The organism is Burkholderia sp. Bp8994 (genome assembly GCF_003853805.1).
In the GTDB taxonomy this organism is placed as follows: Bacteria; Pseudomonadota; Gammaproteobacteria; order Burkholderiales; family Burkholderiaceae; genus Burkholderia.
Map to the genome: position 1 here is coordinate 122,170 of NZ_QTQH01000013.1, position 16,474 is coordinate 138,643.

Here is a 16,474-nt window from a genome sequence, read left to right on the forward strand (position 1 = left end):
GCGTTGCGCAACGCGTACGGTAGACTGCTCGCTGGCTTTTCCCGCCCACGACACGACCCCACGCGCCCCCGCACACGACATGGACCGAATCGATGCGATGAAGGTGTTCGTCGCCACGCTCGACGAGGGCAGCCTCGCGGGCGCGAGCCGCCGGCTGGGCCGCTCGCCGGCGGCCGTCAGCCGCGCGCTCGCGTTTCTCGAGGAACACACGGGCACCGCGCTGCTGTACCGGACCACCCGGACGATCCGTTTGAGCGAAGCCGGTGAACGTTATGCGGCAGCGTGCCGCCGCATCCTCGCGGATCTCGAGGAAGCCGACATGCTGATCGCCGACGAACGCTCGGCGCCGCGCGGCCTGCTGACGATCACCGCACCGGTCGCCGCGGGCGAAGACGTGCTGCGTGCGCTCATCGACGAATTCATCGACCGCCATCCGGCCGTGTCGATTCGCCTGCAACTGCTCGACCGTCCCGTCAGCCTGATCGACGAGGGCATCGACGTCGCGCTGCGCATCGCGCACCTGAGCGATTCGACGCTCGTCGCGATGCCGGTCGGCGCGGTGCGGCGTGTCGTCGTCGCGTCGCCGGACTACCTTGCGAACCATCCGCCGATTACCGCGCCGGCCGATCTCGCCCGGCACCGGATCATCTCGATGACGCACTTCGGGCTCGATTCGTGGAGCTTTCCGCCGTCCGCGCCGTCGGCGCTGCCACAGGTGGTCCAGTTCGCACCGCGCTTCATCGTCAACACGATCCGCGGTGCGCTCGCGTCGGCGCTCGCCGGCCACGGCGTCACGCGGCTGTTCTCGTATCACGTCGCGGAGCCGGTGCGGGACGGCGCGCTGCGCATCGTGCTGCGCGACAGCGAGCACGCGCCGCTGCCGATTCATCTGGTCACGCCTTACGGACGCCTGTCGGTGCCGAAGGTGCGGACGTTCGTCGATTTCGCCGCGCCGCGATTGCGCGAGCATTTCGCGCAGCTGGCGGCCATCACCGACGGAGATTGAATCGCGTTGCGGAAGAATGGCTTCCGTGCTGCATGGATTCTCCCGATACCCGGTTCAATCTAGACTTCCTTCAACCGGCGGATGCGCGTGCATCCGCCCAGCGAATGGGAGGTCTCCATGCAACAAGCGCTTCTCGACCGGCCGCACGCCCCCGCGTTCAACGTGTGGCGCGGCACGGTATCCGGCGCCAGCGCGAGCCTGATCGGGATCGGCCTGGCGCGCTTTGCGTACACGCCGCTCTTGCCGGCGATCATCGGTGCGCACTGGTTTCCCGCGTCCACCGCCGCGTATCTCGGGGCGGCCAACCTCGGCGGCTATCTGGCCGGCGCGCTGGTCGCCGGCACGCTCGCGCGCCGCGCCGGCTCGACCGCCGTGCTGCGCGCGATGATGCTGCTCGCGACACTCGCATTCGTCGCGTGCGCGGCACCAGTGTCGTTCGTGTGGTTCTTCGTGTGGCGGTTCGCGTCCGGCCTGTCGGGCGGTGCGCTGATGGTGCTCGCGGCGCCGGCGATCCTCACGCACGTGCCGCCGTCCCGGCGCGGTTTCGCGAGCGGCGGCATCTTCACCGGGATCGGGCTCGGCATCGCGGCATCGGGCACGATCGTGCCGATCCTGCTGCGGCAAGGGCTCACCGTCACGTGGCTCGGGCTCGCGATCGTGTCGCTACTGCTGACCGCCGTCGCGTGGCGCGGCTGGCCGGCCGACGACGCACGGCCCGCAGCCGCCGCGGCGCATGCCGCGCACGCGCGCAACCTGCCGGCCGGCAGCCTGCGCGCGCTGTACGTCGAATACGGGCTCAACGCGGTCGGGCTCGTCCCGCACATGATCTTCCTCGTCGACTACGTCGCGCGCGGACTCGGCAAGGGCGTCGACGCGGGCGCGCAGTACTGGGTGCTGTACGGCCTCGGCGCGATCGTCGGGCCGCTCGCGTGCGGGCATCTGGCCGACCGTGCGGGCTTCGGCCGCGCACTGCGGATCGCATTCGCGATCGAAGCCGTCGCGGTCGCGCTGCCGCTGCTCGGCCTGGGCCCGGCCGCGCTGATCGTGTCGAGCCTGCTCGTCGGCGCGTTCACGCCCGGCATCGTGCCGCTCGCGCTGGGCCGCGTAAACGAGCTGCTCGCGCATCATCCGTCGGTCGCGAAGCGCGCATGGCGCAGCGCGACGACCAGCTTCGCGATCATGCAGGCGGTCGCCGCCTACGGTCTGTCGTACCTGTTCGCATCGAGCGGCGGCCGTTACGAAGCGCTGTTCGGCGTCGGCACCGCCGCGCTGTTGCTGGCGCTCGCGGTCGACGTGATCTCCTCGGCGAGGACGCGATGAGCACGACCGCCCACGCACCGGCCGCCGCACACGCCGGCCGCTCGAGCGCCGGCTACGCCGAACGCAATGCGCGCTACTGGCGCCGCAATCTCGCCGTGTGCGTGTTCGGTTCGTTCACGACGCTCGTGAGTCTCAGCATGCTGCTGCCGTTCCTGCCGCTGTATGTGCGGCAGCTCGGCGTCGACGCGCAGTCGGCCGTGATCCAGTGGTCGGGCGTCGCGTTCGGCGCGACGTTCCTCGGCACGGCCGTCACCGCACCGCTGTGGGGCCGCCTCGCGGACCGCTTCGGCCGCAAGCCGATGCTCGTGCGCGCGGCACTCGGGATGGCCGTCGTGATGTCGCTGATCGGCGTCGCGCACAACGTGGTGGAACTCGTTGCACTGCGGCTGATCGCCGGGCTCGTCGGCGGCTATGCGTCCGCGTCGACCGTGATGGTCGGCACCCAGGCGCCGCGCGAACGCGCGGGCTGGGCGCTCGGCATCCTGTCGACCGGCGCGCTCGCGGGCAATCTCGTCGGGCCGCTCGTCGGCGGCCTGCTGCCGGGCTGGCTCGGCATTCGCGGCACGTTTTTCGCGGGTGGCGCGATGATCGCCGTCGCCGCGCTGCTGACGATCGTCGTCGTGAAGGAGGACTTCGATCCGGCCACCGACGCGCACGCGCGGCACGCCCGCGCAACGTCGGCGAACCCGGCCCGGCGCACCGATCGCGTGGCGGTCGCCGCGCTGCTCGTGACGGCGATGATGGTGCTGCTCGCGAACATGTCGATCGAGCCGATCATCACGGTCTATATCGGCGGGCTCGGCGTGGACGGCAATCATCTGGCGCGCGTCGCCGGCGTCGTGATGGCCGGCTCCGCACTCGGCAGCATGCTGACCGCCGCGCGGCTCGGCGCGCTTGCCGACCGGATCGGCAGCTGGAACGTGATCGTCGGCTGCCTGCTGCTGACCGCGCTCGCGATGCTGCCGCAGGCGTTCGTCACGCACTGGTGGCAGCTCGCCGCGCTGCGCGTGCTGATGGGGATGACGCTCGCCGGGTTGCTGCCGTCGATCGGCAAGCTGGTCCGGCAGTCGGTCGACGAGCGCGCGACGGGCCAGATGCTCGGCTACCTGCAGTCCGCGCAGTTCGGCGGGCAGGTGATCGGCCCGGTGATCGGCGGACAGATCGGCGTCGCGCTCGGCCTGCATTCGGTGTTCTTCGTGACGGCCGCGCTGCTGGCGGCCTGCGCGGCGCTCGCATATCGGGTGCGCAGCCGGTAGAAGCGCTGCGCGCTGGCCCGCGGGCGGAGCTCTGGCGTAGCATGGGCGCAGTTGCGGGGCGGCCGGTTCGAACGCCGTGCGGAGGCGACGCCGCAACCACGCGTCGCGACGGCCGCGTCGTCGTTTGGTCAGCCGCCGTATCCGGCACCGCTTTCGCATTCGCATGACAGGGTCCATACGACGCACCGCGCATGCGCGACGTCGCCGGACCCGACCCAGCCGCTTCGGCCGGCAGCCGGCCCGAGCCTTCCGATCCCGGACGTTGCAGGAGGCAACGACATGAATCGACCGACCGACAACCGGACGCTGCTGCGCACGCTCGGCGTCCGCACTCCGATCATCCAGGCGCCGATGGCCGGCGTCAGCACGCCCGCGCTGGCGGCTGCCGTGTCGAACGCGGGCGGGCTCGGCTCGCTCGGCGTCGGCGCGACGAACGCCGACGGCGCGCGCAAGATGATCCGCGACACGCGCGCGCTCACCGACCGGCCGTTCAACATCAACCTGTTCTGCCACCAGCCGGCCCGTGCCGATGCCGCCGTCGAGCGCGCGTGGCTCGAGTGGCTCGCGCCGGTGTTCCGCGAATACGGCGCGACGCCGCCGGCGGCGCTGTCGGAGATCTACACGAGCTTCGTCGCGGACGATGCGATGCTCGCGATGTTGCTCGAGGAAAAACCGGCGGTCGTGAGCTTTCATTTCGGGTTGCCGTCCGACGAGGCGATCGCGATGCTCAAGCGCGCCGGCATCACGCTGTTCGCGTCCGCGACGCATCCCGACGAAGCCCGCCAGATCGCCGCGGCCGGCATCGATGCGATTGTCGCGCAGGGCATCGAGGCCGGCGGGCATCGCGGCGTATTCGACTCGACGGCGCACGACGACCGGCTCGGCACGTTCGCGCTGACGCGACTGCTCGTGCGCGAATGCGCGCTGCCGGTGATCGCCGCCGGCGGCATCATGGACGGCGACGGCATCGCCGCGGCGCTCGCGCTCGGTGCGCAGGCCGCGCAACTCGGCACGGCGTTCGTCGCGTGTCCCGAAACGTCGATCGACGACGGATATCGCCGCGCGATCCTCGGCGACGCGGCGCACCGCACGACCTTCACGACCGCGATCTCCGGCCGTGTCGCGCGCGGCATCGCGAACCGGCTGACGGCGCTCGGCGACGATCCGCACGCACCGGCGACGCCCGCCTATCCGATCGCGTACGACGCCGGCAAGGCACTGCATGCGGCCGCGAAGGCGAAGGGCGAGTTCGGCTACGGCGCGCAGTGGGCAGGGCAGGCGGCGCCGCTCGTGCGGTCGCTGCCGGCGGCGGAACTGTTCGCGACGCTCGAGCGCGAGACGCGGGCGGCCATCTCGCGGCTGCAGCACGCGCTGGACTGAGTGCCGGATCACGCGGCGCGCGGCGGACGCGCCGGAAGGCGCTGAAGTCCGCACCGTTCGCGACAAAATTGCAATGCTCTGTGTCTGCGCACCGCGCGGATACAGAGCGATACAACGCGTCCGCCCGGGTTCGATATAAAGCAGACATCACCTCTCGAGGAGCACGACATGTCTGCTACATGGTTCAACGGATCCTGCCATTGCGGCGCCGTGAAATTCCAGGTCCGGACCGCGCTTGCGCCGGCCGTTCGCTGCAACTGCAGCCTTTGCCGCCGTCGCGGCGCGTTGATGAGCCCGATGTTCCCCGCCGCCGACCTGAAGATCGTCGCAGGCGAGGACGCGCTGACGACCTACCGTTTCAACACGCGCACGGCCCGTCACTTTTTCTGCAGCCGGTGCGGTGTCTACCCGTTTCATCAGACGCGCAAGGATCCCGCGTGCTGGCGCGTCAATCTCGGCTGCCTCGAAGGCGTCGATCCGTATGCGCTCGACGCGACCGTCGCCGACGGCGCGAGCCTGTCCGTCGTGGAGGATGCATGAAACGCTGGCTGACGATCCTGCTGTTCGCCGCGGGCGGCCTCGCGACCGAAATCGCGCATCCGGTGCAGTGTTCGCTGCTGTCGATCAGCCGGCAACGGCACGGCGAGCGCCGGGGCCGGAACGACGGCGATCGAGCCTGAGCGTGAGCGGGCATCGCTCGCGTCGCGTGCTGTCGATCGGAAACGATAATCATGCTTCCGATAAGATCGCACGCGATATATAATGCATTCATCTGCGACACGCCCCCGTGTCGATGGAGGATGCTCATGAAACCGACCGAAACCCAATCGCCCGCCACGCCGAAGCTTTCCGAGTTCCTGTGCTTTGCGATCTACTCGACGAACCTCGCGTTCGGCAAGGCCTACAAGCCGATCCTCGAGGAGCTCGGCCTCACGTACACGCAATACATCACGATCATTGCGCTGTGGGAGGAGGGCGACCAGACGGTCGGGCAGCTCGGCGAAAAGCTGTTCCTCGAATCGAACACGCTGACGCCGATCCTGAAGAAGCTCGAGGCGATGGGCTATCTGGAACGGCACCGCGATCCGTCGGACGAGCGTCAGGTGGTCGTGAGCCTGACGAAAAGCGGTCGCCGCGTGCGCGAGAAGGGGCTCGACATGAATCTCGTCGAAGCCACCGGGCTCAAACCCGACGAATTCGCGAAGATGCAGAAGGCGATCGTCACGCTGCGCGGCAACCTGATCGATTCGATCGACGAGTAAACCACGAATAGCCTGGCCGCCGGCTCGATGTCGAGCCGGGATACGATTGCAGCCGGCTTCCTCCACGATTTCCATGCTTTTCCGGCCGTCCGGACCGACTTTTGCAATGCTGCGCCCGGTTGCTTACGGCTGACGCTCGGGCTGGCCCGTCCCGGTATCCTCACGCCCCAACACCAGCAATTGCATGTCGCGACGGATCGTGAAACCGAGCGCCAGATAGCGCTCGATTGCGACGCGATTCGACGACAGCACATGCAGAAACGGCGTTTCCGCCCGCGCATGAATCCGCGCGATCAATGCGCGGATCAGTCCGGCCGCGAGGCCCTGGCCGCGAAAGGCGGGATCCACGCACACGGCGCTGATCTCCGTATGGCCGCCGGCAGTCAGTCGCTGACCGGCCATCGCCACGAGCCGTCCTTCTCTCCGTACACCGAGATAGCCGCCGAATTCGATCGTGCGCGGGCCGAACGGACCCGGCTCCGTCGCCGCGATCAGCTCGAGCATGGCCGGTACGTCGACTTCGGTCAGCCGGACATGCTCCAGCGGCTGCGCATCGTCAGGCGTTCCCTGCCAGATCATCTGATGCAGCACCGCGCGCCGGACCACGGAACATCCGCCCGGCGTCGGGATCTCGTCAGGCGTGACCAGTGCCGCGGGCCCGTGCGTGTCGATCAATGCGCGCAACGCGTCGAAAGCGGCCGGGCTGCGCTCGGCGAGGCCGGCAAAGGGCGCGAGTTCGGGAGGAAAGCGCCGCGCGCGCTCGTCGCCGAGCGCAAAACGCTGCTGCTCGCCGGCGAGCGCATGCCAAACGGCGTTGTCGAGCGGATGCGCTCCGCTTCCTTCGTTCCCCGTCGTTGCTTGCCGCATTGCCTGCTCCCTGATTGAAGGTCGTTCGTCGCACAGCATAGACGCGATCGTCCATTCAGGTCTCAGACGAACAAAAAGCGCATACGATTATATCGCATACGCTTTATTTGATGGATGACGTCGTCGATTTCGGCGCGGTGCTCAATGACCGAAGTAGATCGAGCGCTCGGCCGTGCGAACGACGTTCCGGCTGCCGGCTTGCGTCGCGCCGTCGGCGTCGGTGCCGTAACCGGATGCGTCGGTATCGGCCGCTGTCGCAGCGTTGTCGCGCACCCGCTTCAGCGCGGTCTGCAGATTCTCCGGATAGTTCGGATCGTTCGGGCGATTCGGCAGGTAGCCGGCCTTCTGGAGCGCGGCCAGTTCCGCCCGCACCTGCGCGCGCGTGACGGTGCTTTCGGTCGCGAATGCCGGTGCGGCAGCGGAAACGGACACGGCGACGAGCAGGGCAGCAATCAGTTGGGTCTTCATCATTTACCTCGACAGAAAAGAGTGATCGGAGTGTGGGCGTCGCACGCCGGCAATCGGCGCCGATCGCGATTTCATTCAATGGCCGAAGTAGATCGAGCGCTCGGCGACCCGCATGGCAGGACGGCTGCCCGACTGCGTGCCGGCTGCCGCGTCGCTGCCGTAACCGGACGTCGCCGTATCGGCTGCGGCGGTGTCGTTCGCATGGATACGCGTCAGCGCGGCCTGCAGGTCGTCCGGATAGTGCGGATCGTTCGCGCGGCCCGGCACATAGCCGGCTTGCTGCAGCTGGGCGAGCTCGGCACGTACTTGCGCACGCGTCACGACGGCTTCATTGGCAAAGGCGGGGGCGGCAACGGCGGCGGATACGGCAACGAGAAGGGCGGCGATCACTTGGGTTTTCATCATTTACCTCGACAGATTCAATGGAAAGAAACGGGGCGTTCAGGCATGTGCGGCATGTCGACGCGATTCGTCCGGAATCGCGGATCGCGCTCAACGACCGAAATAGATCGAACGCTCGGCCATCTGCACGACCGCGCGTCGGCCCGACTGCGTCGCCGCGACGGCGTCACCGCCGTAGCCCGCGTTCGACGGTGCGTTGGCCACCGCGTCGTCCGCGTGGATCTGCGTCAGCGCGGCCTGCAGGTTGTCCGGGTAGGTCGCGTCGCTGGCGCGGTTCAGCGGGTAGCCGGTCCGTTCGAGCTGCACGAGTTCGGCGCGCACTTGCGCACGCGTCACGACGGCTTCATTGGCGAAGGCCGGCGCGGCAACGGCAGCGGACACGGCGACGAGCAGGGCGGCGATCAGTTGGGTCTTCATCATTTACCTCGACAAGAAAATGGCAGGAGATTCGGGAGGGCGGCGCCTGGCCGCCCGATTCAACGTTCAGACGATGCGGATTTCGACGTCGATGTTGCCGCGCGTCGCTTTCGAGTACGGGCAGGTCTGATGCGCGGTGTCGACGATGTGCTGCACGACGTCACGATCGAGCCCGGGCGCGCTCACGTTCAGGCGGGCCTGCAGGAAGTACGCGTTGCCGCCCATGCCCAGGTCCACTTCCGCATCGACCGCGAGATCGGCCGGCAGCGTCACCTTCGCCGCACGTGCCGCGAGTTGCATCGCGCCGATGAAGCAGGCCGACCAGCCGGCCGCGAACAGTTGTTCCGGATTCGTGCCGGTTCCGGCGGTGCCCGGCGACGACAACTGGATGTCGAGGCGACCGTCGGAACTGCGCGCCGCGCCGTCGCGGCCGCCGGAAGTCGTATGCGTCTTGCCCGTGTACAGCACTTTTTCGATCTTGCTCATCGTTCACTCCGTCAGGTTGGAAGGTTCCATCTAATGCGATTCGATCGCATGCGATGCAGTTTGGTCGAGACGCCGAACCTCATCAAGCGGATTCGATTAAATCGCATGCGATATTTTGTATTTCAATGTATCTGGATCGTGTACGGCCTTGCCAGGCAAGGATGTGCGGTGTTCCATCCCTTATATCGAAAAGATCGCGTCGCGCGACATTCCGGGCGCGGACAGGGCGGCCGCCGTCGGAACGGCGGCTGCCCGCGCAACCACAACGCGGCTACGCCGGCCGGATTTCGGCGATCACGACCAGAATCACGGCTGCGTCGGCCGGCAACTGGCGCTGGGAAAACGCCGAGCGCGCATGTCCGGCCTTGTCGCCGAGCACGGCGGCGAACAGATCGGATGCGCCGTCGATCACGGCCGGCTGGCCGAAAAAGCCGTCCGCCGACGCAACGTGCCCCTCGACACGCACGATGTGATGCAGGCGCTCGAACCCGCCGAGGTGTTTGCGGATCTGCGCGAGCACGTTCAGCGCCGCGAGTTGCGCCGCATGCCGCCCGTCGTCGACGTTCAGCCGTTCGCCGACGCGGCCTGTATAGGCAACCTTGCCGTCGACGAGCGGCAGTTGTCCGGAGATGAACAACAGGTTGCCGGCTTCGCTGACGGCCGTGTAGCTGCCGAGCGGTTGCGGCGGTTCGGGTAACGTGAGGCCGAGTTCGGCCAGCTTCTGTTCGATCGTCATCGCTTGCTCCTTCGGGGAAGCTTGAGTGGCGCCCAGGCTCGGAAGATTCACTCGCACGGGTCTCTGGCAGTCACTCTATTGAGGCGGTCGACGCCGGTAAATATCGTTCGCGCAATTGAATCGACACGCGATGTAACGAATCGCGCGCGGCGCAATGTGGCGCGAACGGTTGCCGGCGACGGTCGTCGGTACGCTGGTTTCCCGGCCGGGATTCATGCACACTCGCTGCTTCAGCGTCACGCGACGAAACGGCGCGCGCCGGCTCACCGCGAGCGCGATTCCGTGATGCCTACGTTCGCGTTGCCGGCCACGCCACGCACGAAGCAGCAGGAGCGCCCCATGCAGAGAAAATTCGACGACCTGCTGCTCGGCAGCATCGAGCTGTTCTGCCTGGCCGCGGAACTCGGCAGCTTCACGCTCGCGGCGACGGCCGCGAGCGTCACGCCGGCCGCGGTCAGCCGCTCGGTCGCGCGCCTCGAGGAGCGTCTCGGCGTACGCCTGTTCGTGCGGACGACACGGCAGATCCGCCTGACCGATTCCGGCCGGCGCTATTTCGAGCAATGCCGTGATGCGCTCTCGCAGCTCGTCGACGCCGAGCGCGAAGCGACGGGCCAGCAGGCCACGCCGGCCGGCGTGCTGCGCATCAGCATGCCGACGCCGTACGGACACTATCGCGTGTTGCCGCTGTTACCCGCGTTTCGCGAGCGATATCCGGACGTGCGCGTCGAAACGCATCTGAGCAACCGCAACATCGACTTCGCCGAGGAGGGTTTCGATCTTGCGATCCGCGGCCGCGCGCCGGCGGATTCGAGCCTGGTCGCGCGCAAGCTGGAGGATGCGGAACTCGTTGTCGTCGCGACGCCCGGCTACCTGAAACGCGCCGGCGTGCCGCGCGCCGTCGACGATCTGCACACGCACGAATGCATCCAGTTCGAGCTCCCGAGCAGCGGCCGGCCGATTCCGTGGTTGTTCAACGACGGCTCGGCGGAAATCGACGTCGCGACGACCGGCGGCTACGGCACGTCGGGCGACGTCCTCGCCGGCGTCACGCTCGCGCGCAGCGGCGCGGGCCTGTTCCAGACCTATCGCTTCATCGTCGACCGGGATCTGCGCGAGGGCACGCTCACGGAGGTGCTGTCCGGCCAGGGCGGCCGGTCGCGGCCGTTCATGCTGCTGTATCCCCACGCGCGCTATCTGTCTTCGCGCGTGCGCGTGTTCGTCGACTTTCTCGTCGAACATCTGCAACAGGCGCCCGGCAAGCGGGCGCGCTAGGCTCGTCCGGGGTGGAATGCCGGCAACGGGGCAGAGCGGGGCGCGAATGGCGCGGCTGCGCCGTTGCAGGACCGCCGCGCTCCGCGCCCCGCTCGCCATTCGCGCCATTCGCGTCAGCGCAGTCTCCCATCGTCGCCGCTCAATGCCCGGCGCTCTGGCCGCCATCCACGTGCAGGATCTCGCCGGTAACGAACGGCGCCGAATCCAGATACAGGATCGCGCCGACGATGTCGCTCATCTCGCCCATCCGGCCGACCGGATGCAGCGAGGCGAGCGTCGCGTGCGTGTCGGGCGCATGCATCGGCGACTTGATGATGCCGGGGGACACGGCGTTCACGCGGATGCCGGCCTTCGCGTACTCGATTGCGAGCGACTTCGTCGCCGCGTTGAGTCCGCCTTTCGTCAGCGATGCGAGCACCGACGGCACGTTGCTGTTCGCGTGGTCGACGAGGCTCGTCGTGATGCTGACCACGTGTCCGCCGCCGTTGCGTTGCATCGCCGCGATCGCGCGCTGCGTGACGTGGAAGAAACCGTCCAGGTTCACGCGGGTGATGGCCGCATAGTCGTCGGCGGTGTATTGCGTGAACGGCTTCGCGATGAACACGCCGGCGTTGTTGACGAGCGTGTCGACCCGGCCGAAGCGCTCGAGTGCGGTATCGACCACGCGCCGCGCGACGGCCGGGTCGCCGATGTCGCCCGCGACGGTGACCAGGCCGGGATCGTCCGACGCGCCGATCGAACGGGACGTCGCGACCACCCGATGGCCCTGGGCGCGGAATGCGTTGACCGTCTCCGCGCCGATGCCTTGCGATGCGCCGGTGACGATGATGACTTTGGATGTGCTCATGATATGCCTCGACAGGTGACTGGTTTTCGGCTTCGGTGCCGACCGGATCGATGAATCCGATGGACCAGACTTTAGGCGCGTCGCGCCGGAGTTCGAACACCCACCGTGGACCAACAGTCTTGCGTCGCGGGAACAAATGCGGGAAAGAACGGGGCGGCCGCGACGGCGATCGTTGCGGCGGAAGGGGAATCGACGCGGCTGCGAACGAAGCAGCAATCGCGGGCGACACCGCGCGTCGAATCGCCGTGAAATCCGGGATTCGTGCGAGGAAGTGCTGTCAATGCCGCGCGATGGCGTGCCCGGACGCGCCGGGTACTTCGATGGCTTATCGGATCTGTCCGGATAACTTTTCTTATCACAATAGCATCGATATGAATCGAAACCGGCGAGTACGAAAACGCGTCTGACCTGACCTGCATACGCTTCCTGTTCCGTCCGCGGCCCAGGCTTGCTCATCTGCTGGCGCATCGAATCGAACTGCAATCACCGCAACGGTCCGTACGTCTCCTTTTTCTCGCCTACGTCGGCCTCCGACTCAAGCCTCGGAGAACAGTCGGGCAAGGTGCGGTTCGAGATCGGGGAGAGCATCTGCGTGCCGATCTCCGAGCCGGTCTGGCGTCGAGGGCTTGGGTTCCGCGCCCAACCTGGCCGATGTCTGACCGACCCGATACCGCGGCAGATCGATGGACGACGCCTTGATCATCGCCATCGAGTTGCTGCACATCGCATTCCGCGTGCGCTTTGGACGAAAGACCGAATCCCCCCGGGCAATCGAGTCGCCCGTCAGAATGCAAACCCCGTCCTCTCGGGCAACAACTCTCCGCCAGGTCTGTTCGCCATATCGACACGCCGTCGAGCTGCTCTACGAGATGAGAACGGTGTCGGTTGACGGGCGCTCGAGAATCACGATGCGGACGGCCTCCAGGTTTGAGTGGCTCATGCACGCACGCTCATCCACTCCCGGAAAGGGCGGTGCGGCCGGAGGCGATCGCAGGGCGTCGAGAATCCTGTCCCAGCGATGCCGGTCGCTGATGCCGTTCGTGACATCGTCGGTACCTGGAGTGTTTTCCATAGCTTCATGATCGCCATTGGATAAGCGTCAAAGGCGACGTCGGCGTGAACCCGGCGTGTGCGATCGTGCTGACGCCGATCCGCGGCCACGCACCGTTCAACGAACGAAAAACGCGTGAAAAGCGGGAGAGGGAGGTGACCCGCGAATGCAGGTCACACTTGCAAAGTACGGGCGTCGACGTTTCGTGTCGGTAACTTCGGTCGTCACGCTTCAACTGGACGTGACGACGCACTGACGCGTGAGAAATCCAGAACGACCGTCACGCTTGTTTCGTCGATTTTGAGGCCGACCTGCGTGCGCGGTTTCGCGAACCTGCGTCATCGCATGCCGCCACTGGCGACGATATGCTCGCCCGTCAGCCACTTTGCGTCGTCGGACGCGAGGAAAACCGCAATCGACGCAACGTCGTCCGGTCTGCCCACGCGCCCGAGCGGCGTCTGGCTGACCGCGGAACTCTCGAACTCCGATCCGATCACCCCGGCGCTTTGCGCGCCTTCGGTCACGATCACGCCGGGATTGATCGTATTCACGCGAATGCCTCGCGGCCCGAGTTCACGGGCGAGCGCGCCGGTGATGGAATCCACCGCGCCTTTCGTGCCGCTGTAGACGGCAGTCGTCGCCGGTGTGAGCGTCGAGACGACCGAACTGACATTGATGATGCTGGCGCCTTCGCCCAGGTGCTGGACGGCGGCCTGTGTGGTGAGCAGCACGCCGAGCACGTTGATGTCGAACTGCCTGCGGTATTGCGCTTCCGTGAACGCCTCGATCGGGGCGAACTCGTAGACGCCCGAGTTGTTGACGAGGATGTCGAGGCGGCCGTACGTTTCGATCGCCGCATCGACGATGCCTTTTGCATCGGCAGCCTTCGACACGTCACCTCCGACGGCAACCGCTTTTCCTCCGGCCGTGGTGATGGCGGACACGACGTCATCCGCGCCCGTCTTGCTGCTTGCGTAGTTCACTACGATCGACGCGCCCTCTGCCGCGAGCGCCTTGGCGATGGCGGCACCGATACCCTTCGACGCACCGGTTACGACGGCCACTTTCCGTGCAAGCTTGCCCATGATGTTCACCTCAGTGTGAATGATTCCGTTGATGGACACCGGCATGCCGTCTCGCCCAATGCGATCGCCGGTGTTTTCTGCCTATGCGGACCTGCGTACGATCGCGATCGGGTGGCGCGGCGCGACTGGCCGGGCATCGATGCGCGGGACACGGCACCTTCAACCCGGCCATGCCGAATTGCGGATGACGGAACAGAAATTCCCCCGATGGAAATGAGGCTCCTTGTCGGCGATCACGTCGGCTTTCACGTTGCCGAACGTGGTTTCCGGCTTGTGCCTGATGCCGTCGTAGAACGCCTGAATGATCTCTTCCTTGAAGTGCGGCGGGCGGGGATGCGCATGCGTCACGGCTTCGCGCTCCTCGTGCGTGAACGCGTGGTACGACAGTCCGAGCACATCCATCTCGACCCCGGCGGTCACCAGCGCGACGACCGGGTGCATATGGCGCGGAATGCCGGGCGTGGTGTGCAGCGCAATCGCCGTCCAGACGAGATCGATGTCGGCCGCGTCGATGCCCCGGCCCGAGAGAAAGTCGCGGGCCGCATTGGCCCCGTCGACTTCGAAGCGTTCGGTGGCGCTGCTGTACGCTCCGGTGAGGCCGACGTCATGAAACATGGCACCGGCGTACAACAGTTCCGGATCGAATTTCAGGCCGCGGCGCACACCCTCCAGCGCACCGAACAAATATACGCGGCTCGAATGATGAAAGAGCAGCGGGGTGGACGTGTCGCGCACGAACTCGGTAATTTCCCGCGCAAGCTGACTGTCGGGCACCGCGACATCCTGAATGAACTCTGACATGACGGTCCTCCATCGAAATGTGAGCGGACGCCGGCGTCGTGGCGGACGCCGCACGCGAATGGCTGGCTACTTGGCTGCAGTCGTCGCCCCGATTCTTGCCAGGGCCTCGCGAACACCCGCGCCGTACTCGGGGTCGGCCTTCGTGCAATTGAGGATGTGGCGTTCCTGGATATGCGCCTGAACGGAGGCCATCTGGCGTGCGGTGTTGTCGAACAGCAATTGTTGCTGCGCCTGACTCATCAGGCGAAACAGGTTTCCCGGCTGCGCGAAGTGATCGACGTCCACGCGGTGGTCCCAATGCGCGGCGTCGCCTTCGATTCTCAGCGGCGGCTCGTGAAGATCGGGCCGCACTTCCCACTCGCCGGAACTGTTCGGATAGTAAGAAGGCGTGCCGCCGAGGTTGTCGTCGGTGCGCATGGCGCCGTCGCGGTGGTAGCTGTGGAAGGGGCACTTCGGCGCATTGACGGGAATGTGATTGAAGTTCACGCCCAGCCGATACCGTTGCGTGTCGCCGTAAGAGAACAGACGTGCCTGCAGCATCTTGTCCGGCGAAAAGCCGATGCCGGGCACGACGTTCGCGGGCGAGAAGGCCGCCTGCTCGACCTCGGCGAAATAATTGCCCGGGTTGCGGTTCAATTCGAGTACGCCGACCTCGATCAACGGGAAATCGCTTTTCGGCCAGACCTTGGTCAGGTCGAACGGATTGAACGGCAGAGACCTGGCCTCGTCGTCGTTCATCACCTGAATGAAGAGTGTCCAGCGCGGGAAGTCGCCGCGCTCGATGCTTTCGTAAAGATCGCGGCCATGCGTTTCGCGGTCCTTGCCCACGAGCTGTTCGGCTTCGTCGTCCGTCAGATTCGCGATGCCTTGCTGCGTACGGAAGTGAAACTTTACCCACGTCCGCCGATTGTCGGCATCGACCAGGCTGAACGTATGGCTGCCGAAACCATGCATGTGGCGATAGCTGCGCGGAATGCCCCTGTCGCTCATGACGATCGTGACCTGGTGAAGCGCCTCCGGCAAAAGCGTCCAGAAATCCCAGTTGCTGTTTGCGCTGCGCAGTCCCGTGCGCGGGTCGCGCTTGATCGCGTGGTTGAGATCGGGAAAACGCAGCGGATCACGGAAGAAGAACACGGGCGTGTTATTGCCCACGATGTCCCAGTTTCCTTCTTCCGTATAGAACTTCACCGCGAAGCCGCGGATATCGCGCTCGGCATCGGCGGCGCCGCGCTCGCCGGCGACCGTCGAAAAGCGCATGAATACGGGCGTTGCCTTGCCGATTTCCGAAAAGAGTTTTGCCTTGGTGTAGCGCGTGATGTCGTGCGTTACCGTGAATACGCCGTGCGCGCCCGATCCTTTGGCGTGCATGCGTCGTTCGGGAATCACCTCGCGGTCGAAGTGCGCGAGTTTCTCGATCAGCCAGATATCCTGCAGCAGCGCGGGGCCGCGCGGGCCGGCCGTTTCGATGTTCAGATTGTCGGCAACGGGCGCGCCCGTTGCGTGATCAAGACGCGTAGACGTATCGCGGTTTTTCATGCCTCGACTCCAGGAGGGTTGGGCGGACCGGCGCAGCGCCATACCGTTCCAGGCTGGCGGCCGCGCGAAACTTTACGGGCAAATCAGCGTGCTATCCCGGCGGGTGCGGTGAAAAAGAAACGGCCATACCGCGACGGCCACCCGCTCGATCCGTGACGAGCCGCGCAGGCATCGACGAGTCGATGTGAGAGAAGCGTACCTGTCGGGTGCCAGAACGATCTTGTATAAAACAACGATTCGATGGACGAATCGCGGACGGCCGTCGGACACCGGGGCAGTGGT

18 protein-coding genes and 1 pseudogene are annotated in these 16,474 nt (G+C 66.4%); 8 read left to right on the forward strand and 11 right to left on the reverse strand.

All coding sequences use genetic code 11. From position 1 onward, the window contains the following. The first annotated feature begins 79 nt into the window (after positions 1-79). The 7 genes from DIE04_RS16275 (at position 80) to DIE04_RS16300 (ending at position 6,224) form a co-directional block, all read left to right on the forward strand. Positions 80-1,006 carry a LysR family transcriptional regulator gene (locus tag DIE04_RS16275; RefSeq protein WP_044843518.1) on the forward strand — a complete coding sequence of 309 codons (927 nt, stop codon included), beginning with the start codon at positions 80-82 and terminating at the stop codon, positions 1,004-1,006. Between the two features lie 117 nt (positions 1,007-1,123). After that, on the forward strand, positions 1,124-2,326 hold the full coding sequence (locus DIE04_RS16280; RefSeq protein WP_124521736.1) for a YbfB/YjiJ family MFS transporter: 1,203 nt from the start codon (positions 1,124-1,126) through the stop codon (positions 2,324-2,326). Continuing rightward, positions 2,323-3,582 (forward strand): MFS transporter, encoded by a 1,260-nt coding sequence (locus tag DIE04_RS16285; RefSeq protein ID WP_124521734.1) that lies wholly within the window; start codon positions 2,323-2,325, stop codon positions 3,580-3,582. Before DIE04_RS16280 ends, DIE04_RS16285 begins: the two co-directional genes overlap by 4 nt. A gap of 279 nt (positions 3,583-3,861) precedes the next feature. Beyond that, a complete protein-coding gene (locus DIE04_RS16290) occupies positions 3,862-4,962 on the forward strand; it encodes a nitronate monooxygenase family protein (protein ID WP_124521732.1) in 1,101 nt (366 codons plus the stop codon). 168 nt (positions 4,963-5,130) lie between these two features. Continuing rightward, positions 5,131-5,502, forward strand: a complete 372-nt coding sequence (locus DIE04_RS16295) for a GFA family protein (RefSeq protein WP_044843515.1) — start codon at positions 5,131-5,133, stop codon at positions 5,500-5,502. Next, positions 5,499-5,642: a hypothetical protein gene (locus DIE04_RS29775; protein ID WP_185500367.1), complete on the forward strand. Its 144-nt coding sequence runs from the start codon at positions 5,499-5,501 to the stop codon at positions 5,640-5,642. Before DIE04_RS16295 ends, DIE04_RS29775 begins: the two co-directional genes overlap by 4 nt. A 126-nt stretch (positions 5,643-5,768) precedes the next feature. Further along, positions 5,769-6,224: a MarR family winged helix-turn-helix transcriptional regulator gene (locus DIE04_RS16300; protein WP_044843621.1), complete on the forward strand. Its 456-nt coding sequence runs from the start codon at positions 5,769-5,771 to the stop codon at positions 6,222-6,224. Positions 6,225-6,347: 123 nt separating this feature from the next. On the opposite strand, the gene DIE04_RS16305 is transcribed toward DIE04_RS16300, so the two are convergent. The 6 genes from DIE04_RS16305 to DIE04_RS16330 all read right to left on the reverse strand — a co-directional run bounded on the left by DIE04_RS16305 (position 6,348) and on the right by DIE04_RS16330 (position 9,600). Next, entirely contained in the window at positions 6,348-7,091 is a 744-nt protein-coding gene (locus DIE04_RS16305) for a GNAT family N-acetyltransferase (protein WP_124521730.1), read from the reverse strand. A gap of 141 nt (positions 7,092-7,232) precedes the next feature. Further along, the gene (locus tag DIE04_RS16310; protein WP_124521728.1) at positions 7,233-7,562 is read right to left on the reverse strand and encodes a DUF4148 domain-containing protein; all 330 of its coding nucleotides are present in this window, start codon (positions 7,560-7,562) and stop codon (positions 7,233-7,235) included. A 72-nt stretch (positions 7,563-7,634) separates the two neighbouring features. Next, on the reverse strand, positions 7,635-7,961 hold the full coding sequence (locus DIE04_RS16315) for a DUF4148 domain-containing protein (protein WP_124521797.1): 327 nt from the start codon (positions 7,959-7,961) through the stop codon (positions 7,635-7,637). Between the two features lie 90 nt (positions 7,962-8,051). Then, entirely contained in the window at positions 8,052-8,378 is a 327-nt protein-coding gene (locus DIE04_RS16320; RefSeq protein WP_124521796.1) for a DUF4148 domain-containing protein, read from the reverse strand. Positions 8,379-8,444: 66 nt separating this feature from the next. Further along, positions 8,445-8,864, reverse strand: a complete 420-nt coding sequence (locus DIE04_RS16325) for an organic hydroperoxide resistance protein (protein ID WP_124485459.1) — start codon at positions 8,862-8,864, stop codon at positions 8,445-8,447. Between the two features lie 271 nt (positions 8,865-9,135). Continuing rightward, entirely contained in the window at positions 9,136-9,600 is a 465-nt protein-coding gene (locus tag DIE04_RS16330; RefSeq protein WP_124485458.1) for a RidA family protein, read from the reverse strand. Between the two features lie 339 nt (positions 9,601-9,939). On the opposite strand from DIE04_RS16330, the gene DIE04_RS16335 reads away from it, so the two are divergent. Then, positions 9,940-10,872 (forward strand): LysR family transcriptional regulator, encoded by a 933-nt coding sequence (locus tag DIE04_RS16335; RefSeq protein ID WP_124521726.1) that lies wholly within the window; start codon positions 9,940-9,942, stop codon positions 10,870-10,872. 139 nt (positions 10,873-11,011) lie between these two features. On the opposite strand, the gene DIE04_RS16340 is transcribed toward DIE04_RS16335, so the two are convergent. The 5 genes and pseudogenes from DIE04_RS16340 to DIE04_RS16360 all read right to left on the reverse strand — a co-directional run bounded on the left by DIE04_RS16340 (position 11,012) and on the right by DIE04_RS16360 (position 16,192). Further along, the gene (locus DIE04_RS16340; RefSeq protein ID WP_124521724.1) at positions 11,012-11,719 is read right to left on the reverse strand and encodes an SDR family NAD(P)-dependent oxidoreductase; all 708 of its coding nucleotides are present in this window, start codon (positions 11,717-11,719) and stop codon (positions 11,012-11,014) included. Between the two features lie 535 nt (positions 11,720-12,254). Next, positions 12,255-12,563: pseudogene (locus DIE04_RS30390) on the reverse strand (DUF3331 domain-containing protein); the annotation flags it as partial. Between the two features lie 545 nt (positions 12,564-13,108). After that, the gene (locus DIE04_RS16350) at positions 13,109-13,855 is read right to left on the reverse strand and encodes a glucose 1-dehydrogenase (RefSeq protein ID WP_124485714.1); all 747 of its coding nucleotides are present in this window, start codon (positions 13,853-13,855) and stop codon (positions 13,109-13,111) included. A 159-nt stretch (positions 13,856-14,014) separates the two neighbouring features. Next, complete coding sequence (locus tag DIE04_RS16355) at positions 14,015-14,656, reverse strand: HD domain-containing protein (RefSeq protein WP_124485454.1); 642 nt, start codon at positions 14,654-14,656, stop codon at positions 14,015-14,017. Between the two features lie 66 nt (positions 14,657-14,722). Further along, a complete protein-coding gene (locus DIE04_RS16360) occupies positions 14,723-16,192 on the reverse strand; it encodes a catalase (RefSeq protein ID WP_124521722.1) in 1,470 nt (489 codons plus the stop codon). Positions 16,193-16,474: the final 282 nt, after the last annotated feature.

Excerpts from the sequence above, each read along its gene's own strand:
- DIE04_RS16315 (WP_124521797.1), bottom strand. The coding sequence starts at position 7,961 with ATGAAAACCCAAGTGATCGCCGCCCTTCTCGTTGCCGTATCCGCCGCC.
- DIE04_RS16305 (WP_124521730.1), bottom strand. The coding sequence starts at position 7,091 with ATGCGGCAAGCAACGACGGGGAACGAAGGAAGCGGAGCGCATCCGCTC.
- DIE04_RS16335 (WP_124521726.1), top strand. The coding sequence starts at position 9,940 with ATGCAGAGAAAATTCGACGACCTGCTGCTCGGCAGCATCGAGCTGTTC.
- DIE04_RS16320 (WP_124521796.1), bottom strand. The coding sequence starts at position 8,378 with ATGAAGACCCAACTGATCGCCGCCCTGCTCGTCGCCGTGTCCGCTGCC.
- DIE04_RS16275 (WP_044843518.1), top strand. The coding sequence starts at position 80 with ATGGACCGAATCGATGCGATGAAGGTGTTCGTCGCCACGCTCGACGAG.
- DIE04_RS16285 (WP_124521734.1), top strand. The coding sequence starts at position 2,323 with ATGAGCACGACCGCCCACGCACCGGCCGCCGCACACGCCGGCCGCTCG.
- DIE04_RS16290 (WP_124521732.1), top strand. The coding sequence starts at position 3,862 with ATGAATCGACCGACCGACAACCGGACGCTGCTGCGCACGCTCGGCGTC.
- DIE04_RS16325 (WP_124485459.1), bottom strand. The coding sequence starts at position 8,864 with ATGAGCAAGATCGAAAAAGTGCTGTACACGGGCAAGACGCATACGACT.
- DIE04_RS29775 (WP_185500367.1), top strand. The coding sequence starts at position 5,499 with ATGAAACGCTGGCTGACGATCCTGCTGTTCGCCGCGGGCGGCCTCGCG.
- DIE04_RS16295 (WP_044843515.1), top strand. The coding sequence starts at position 5,131 with ATGTCTGCTACATGGTTCAACGGATCCTGCCATTGCGGCGCCGTGAAA.
- DIE04_RS16350 (WP_124485714.1), bottom strand. The coding sequence starts at position 13,855 with ATGGGCAAGCTTGCACGGAAAGTGGCCGTCGTAACCGGTGCGTCGAAG.
- DIE04_RS16310 (WP_124521728.1), bottom strand. The coding sequence starts at position 7,562 with ATGATGAAGACCCAACTGATTGCTGCCCTGCTCGTCGCCGTGTCCGTT.
- DIE04_RS16280 (WP_124521736.1), top strand. The coding sequence starts at position 1,124 with ATGCAACAAGCGCTTCTCGACCGGCCGCACGCCCCCGCGTTCAACGTG.
- DIE04_RS16330 (WP_124485458.1), bottom strand. The coding sequence starts at position 9,600 with ATGACGATCGAACAGAAGCTGGCCGAACTCGGCCTCACGTTACCCGAA.
- DIE04_RS16355 (WP_124485454.1), bottom strand. The coding sequence starts at position 14,656 with ATGTCAGAGTTCATTCAGGATGTCGCGGTGCCCGACAGTCAGCTTGCG.
- DIE04_RS16360 (WP_124521722.1), bottom strand. The coding sequence starts at position 16,192 with ATGAAAAACCGCGATACGTCTACGCGTCTTGATCACGCAACGGGCGCG.
- DIE04_RS16300 (WP_044843621.1), top strand. The coding sequence starts at position 5,769 with ATGAAACCGACCGAAACCCAATCGCCCGCCACGCCGAAGCTTTCCGAG.
- DIE04_RS16340 (WP_124521724.1), bottom strand. The coding sequence starts at position 11,719 with ATGAGCACATCCAAAGTCATCATCGTCACCGGCGCATCGCAAGGCATC.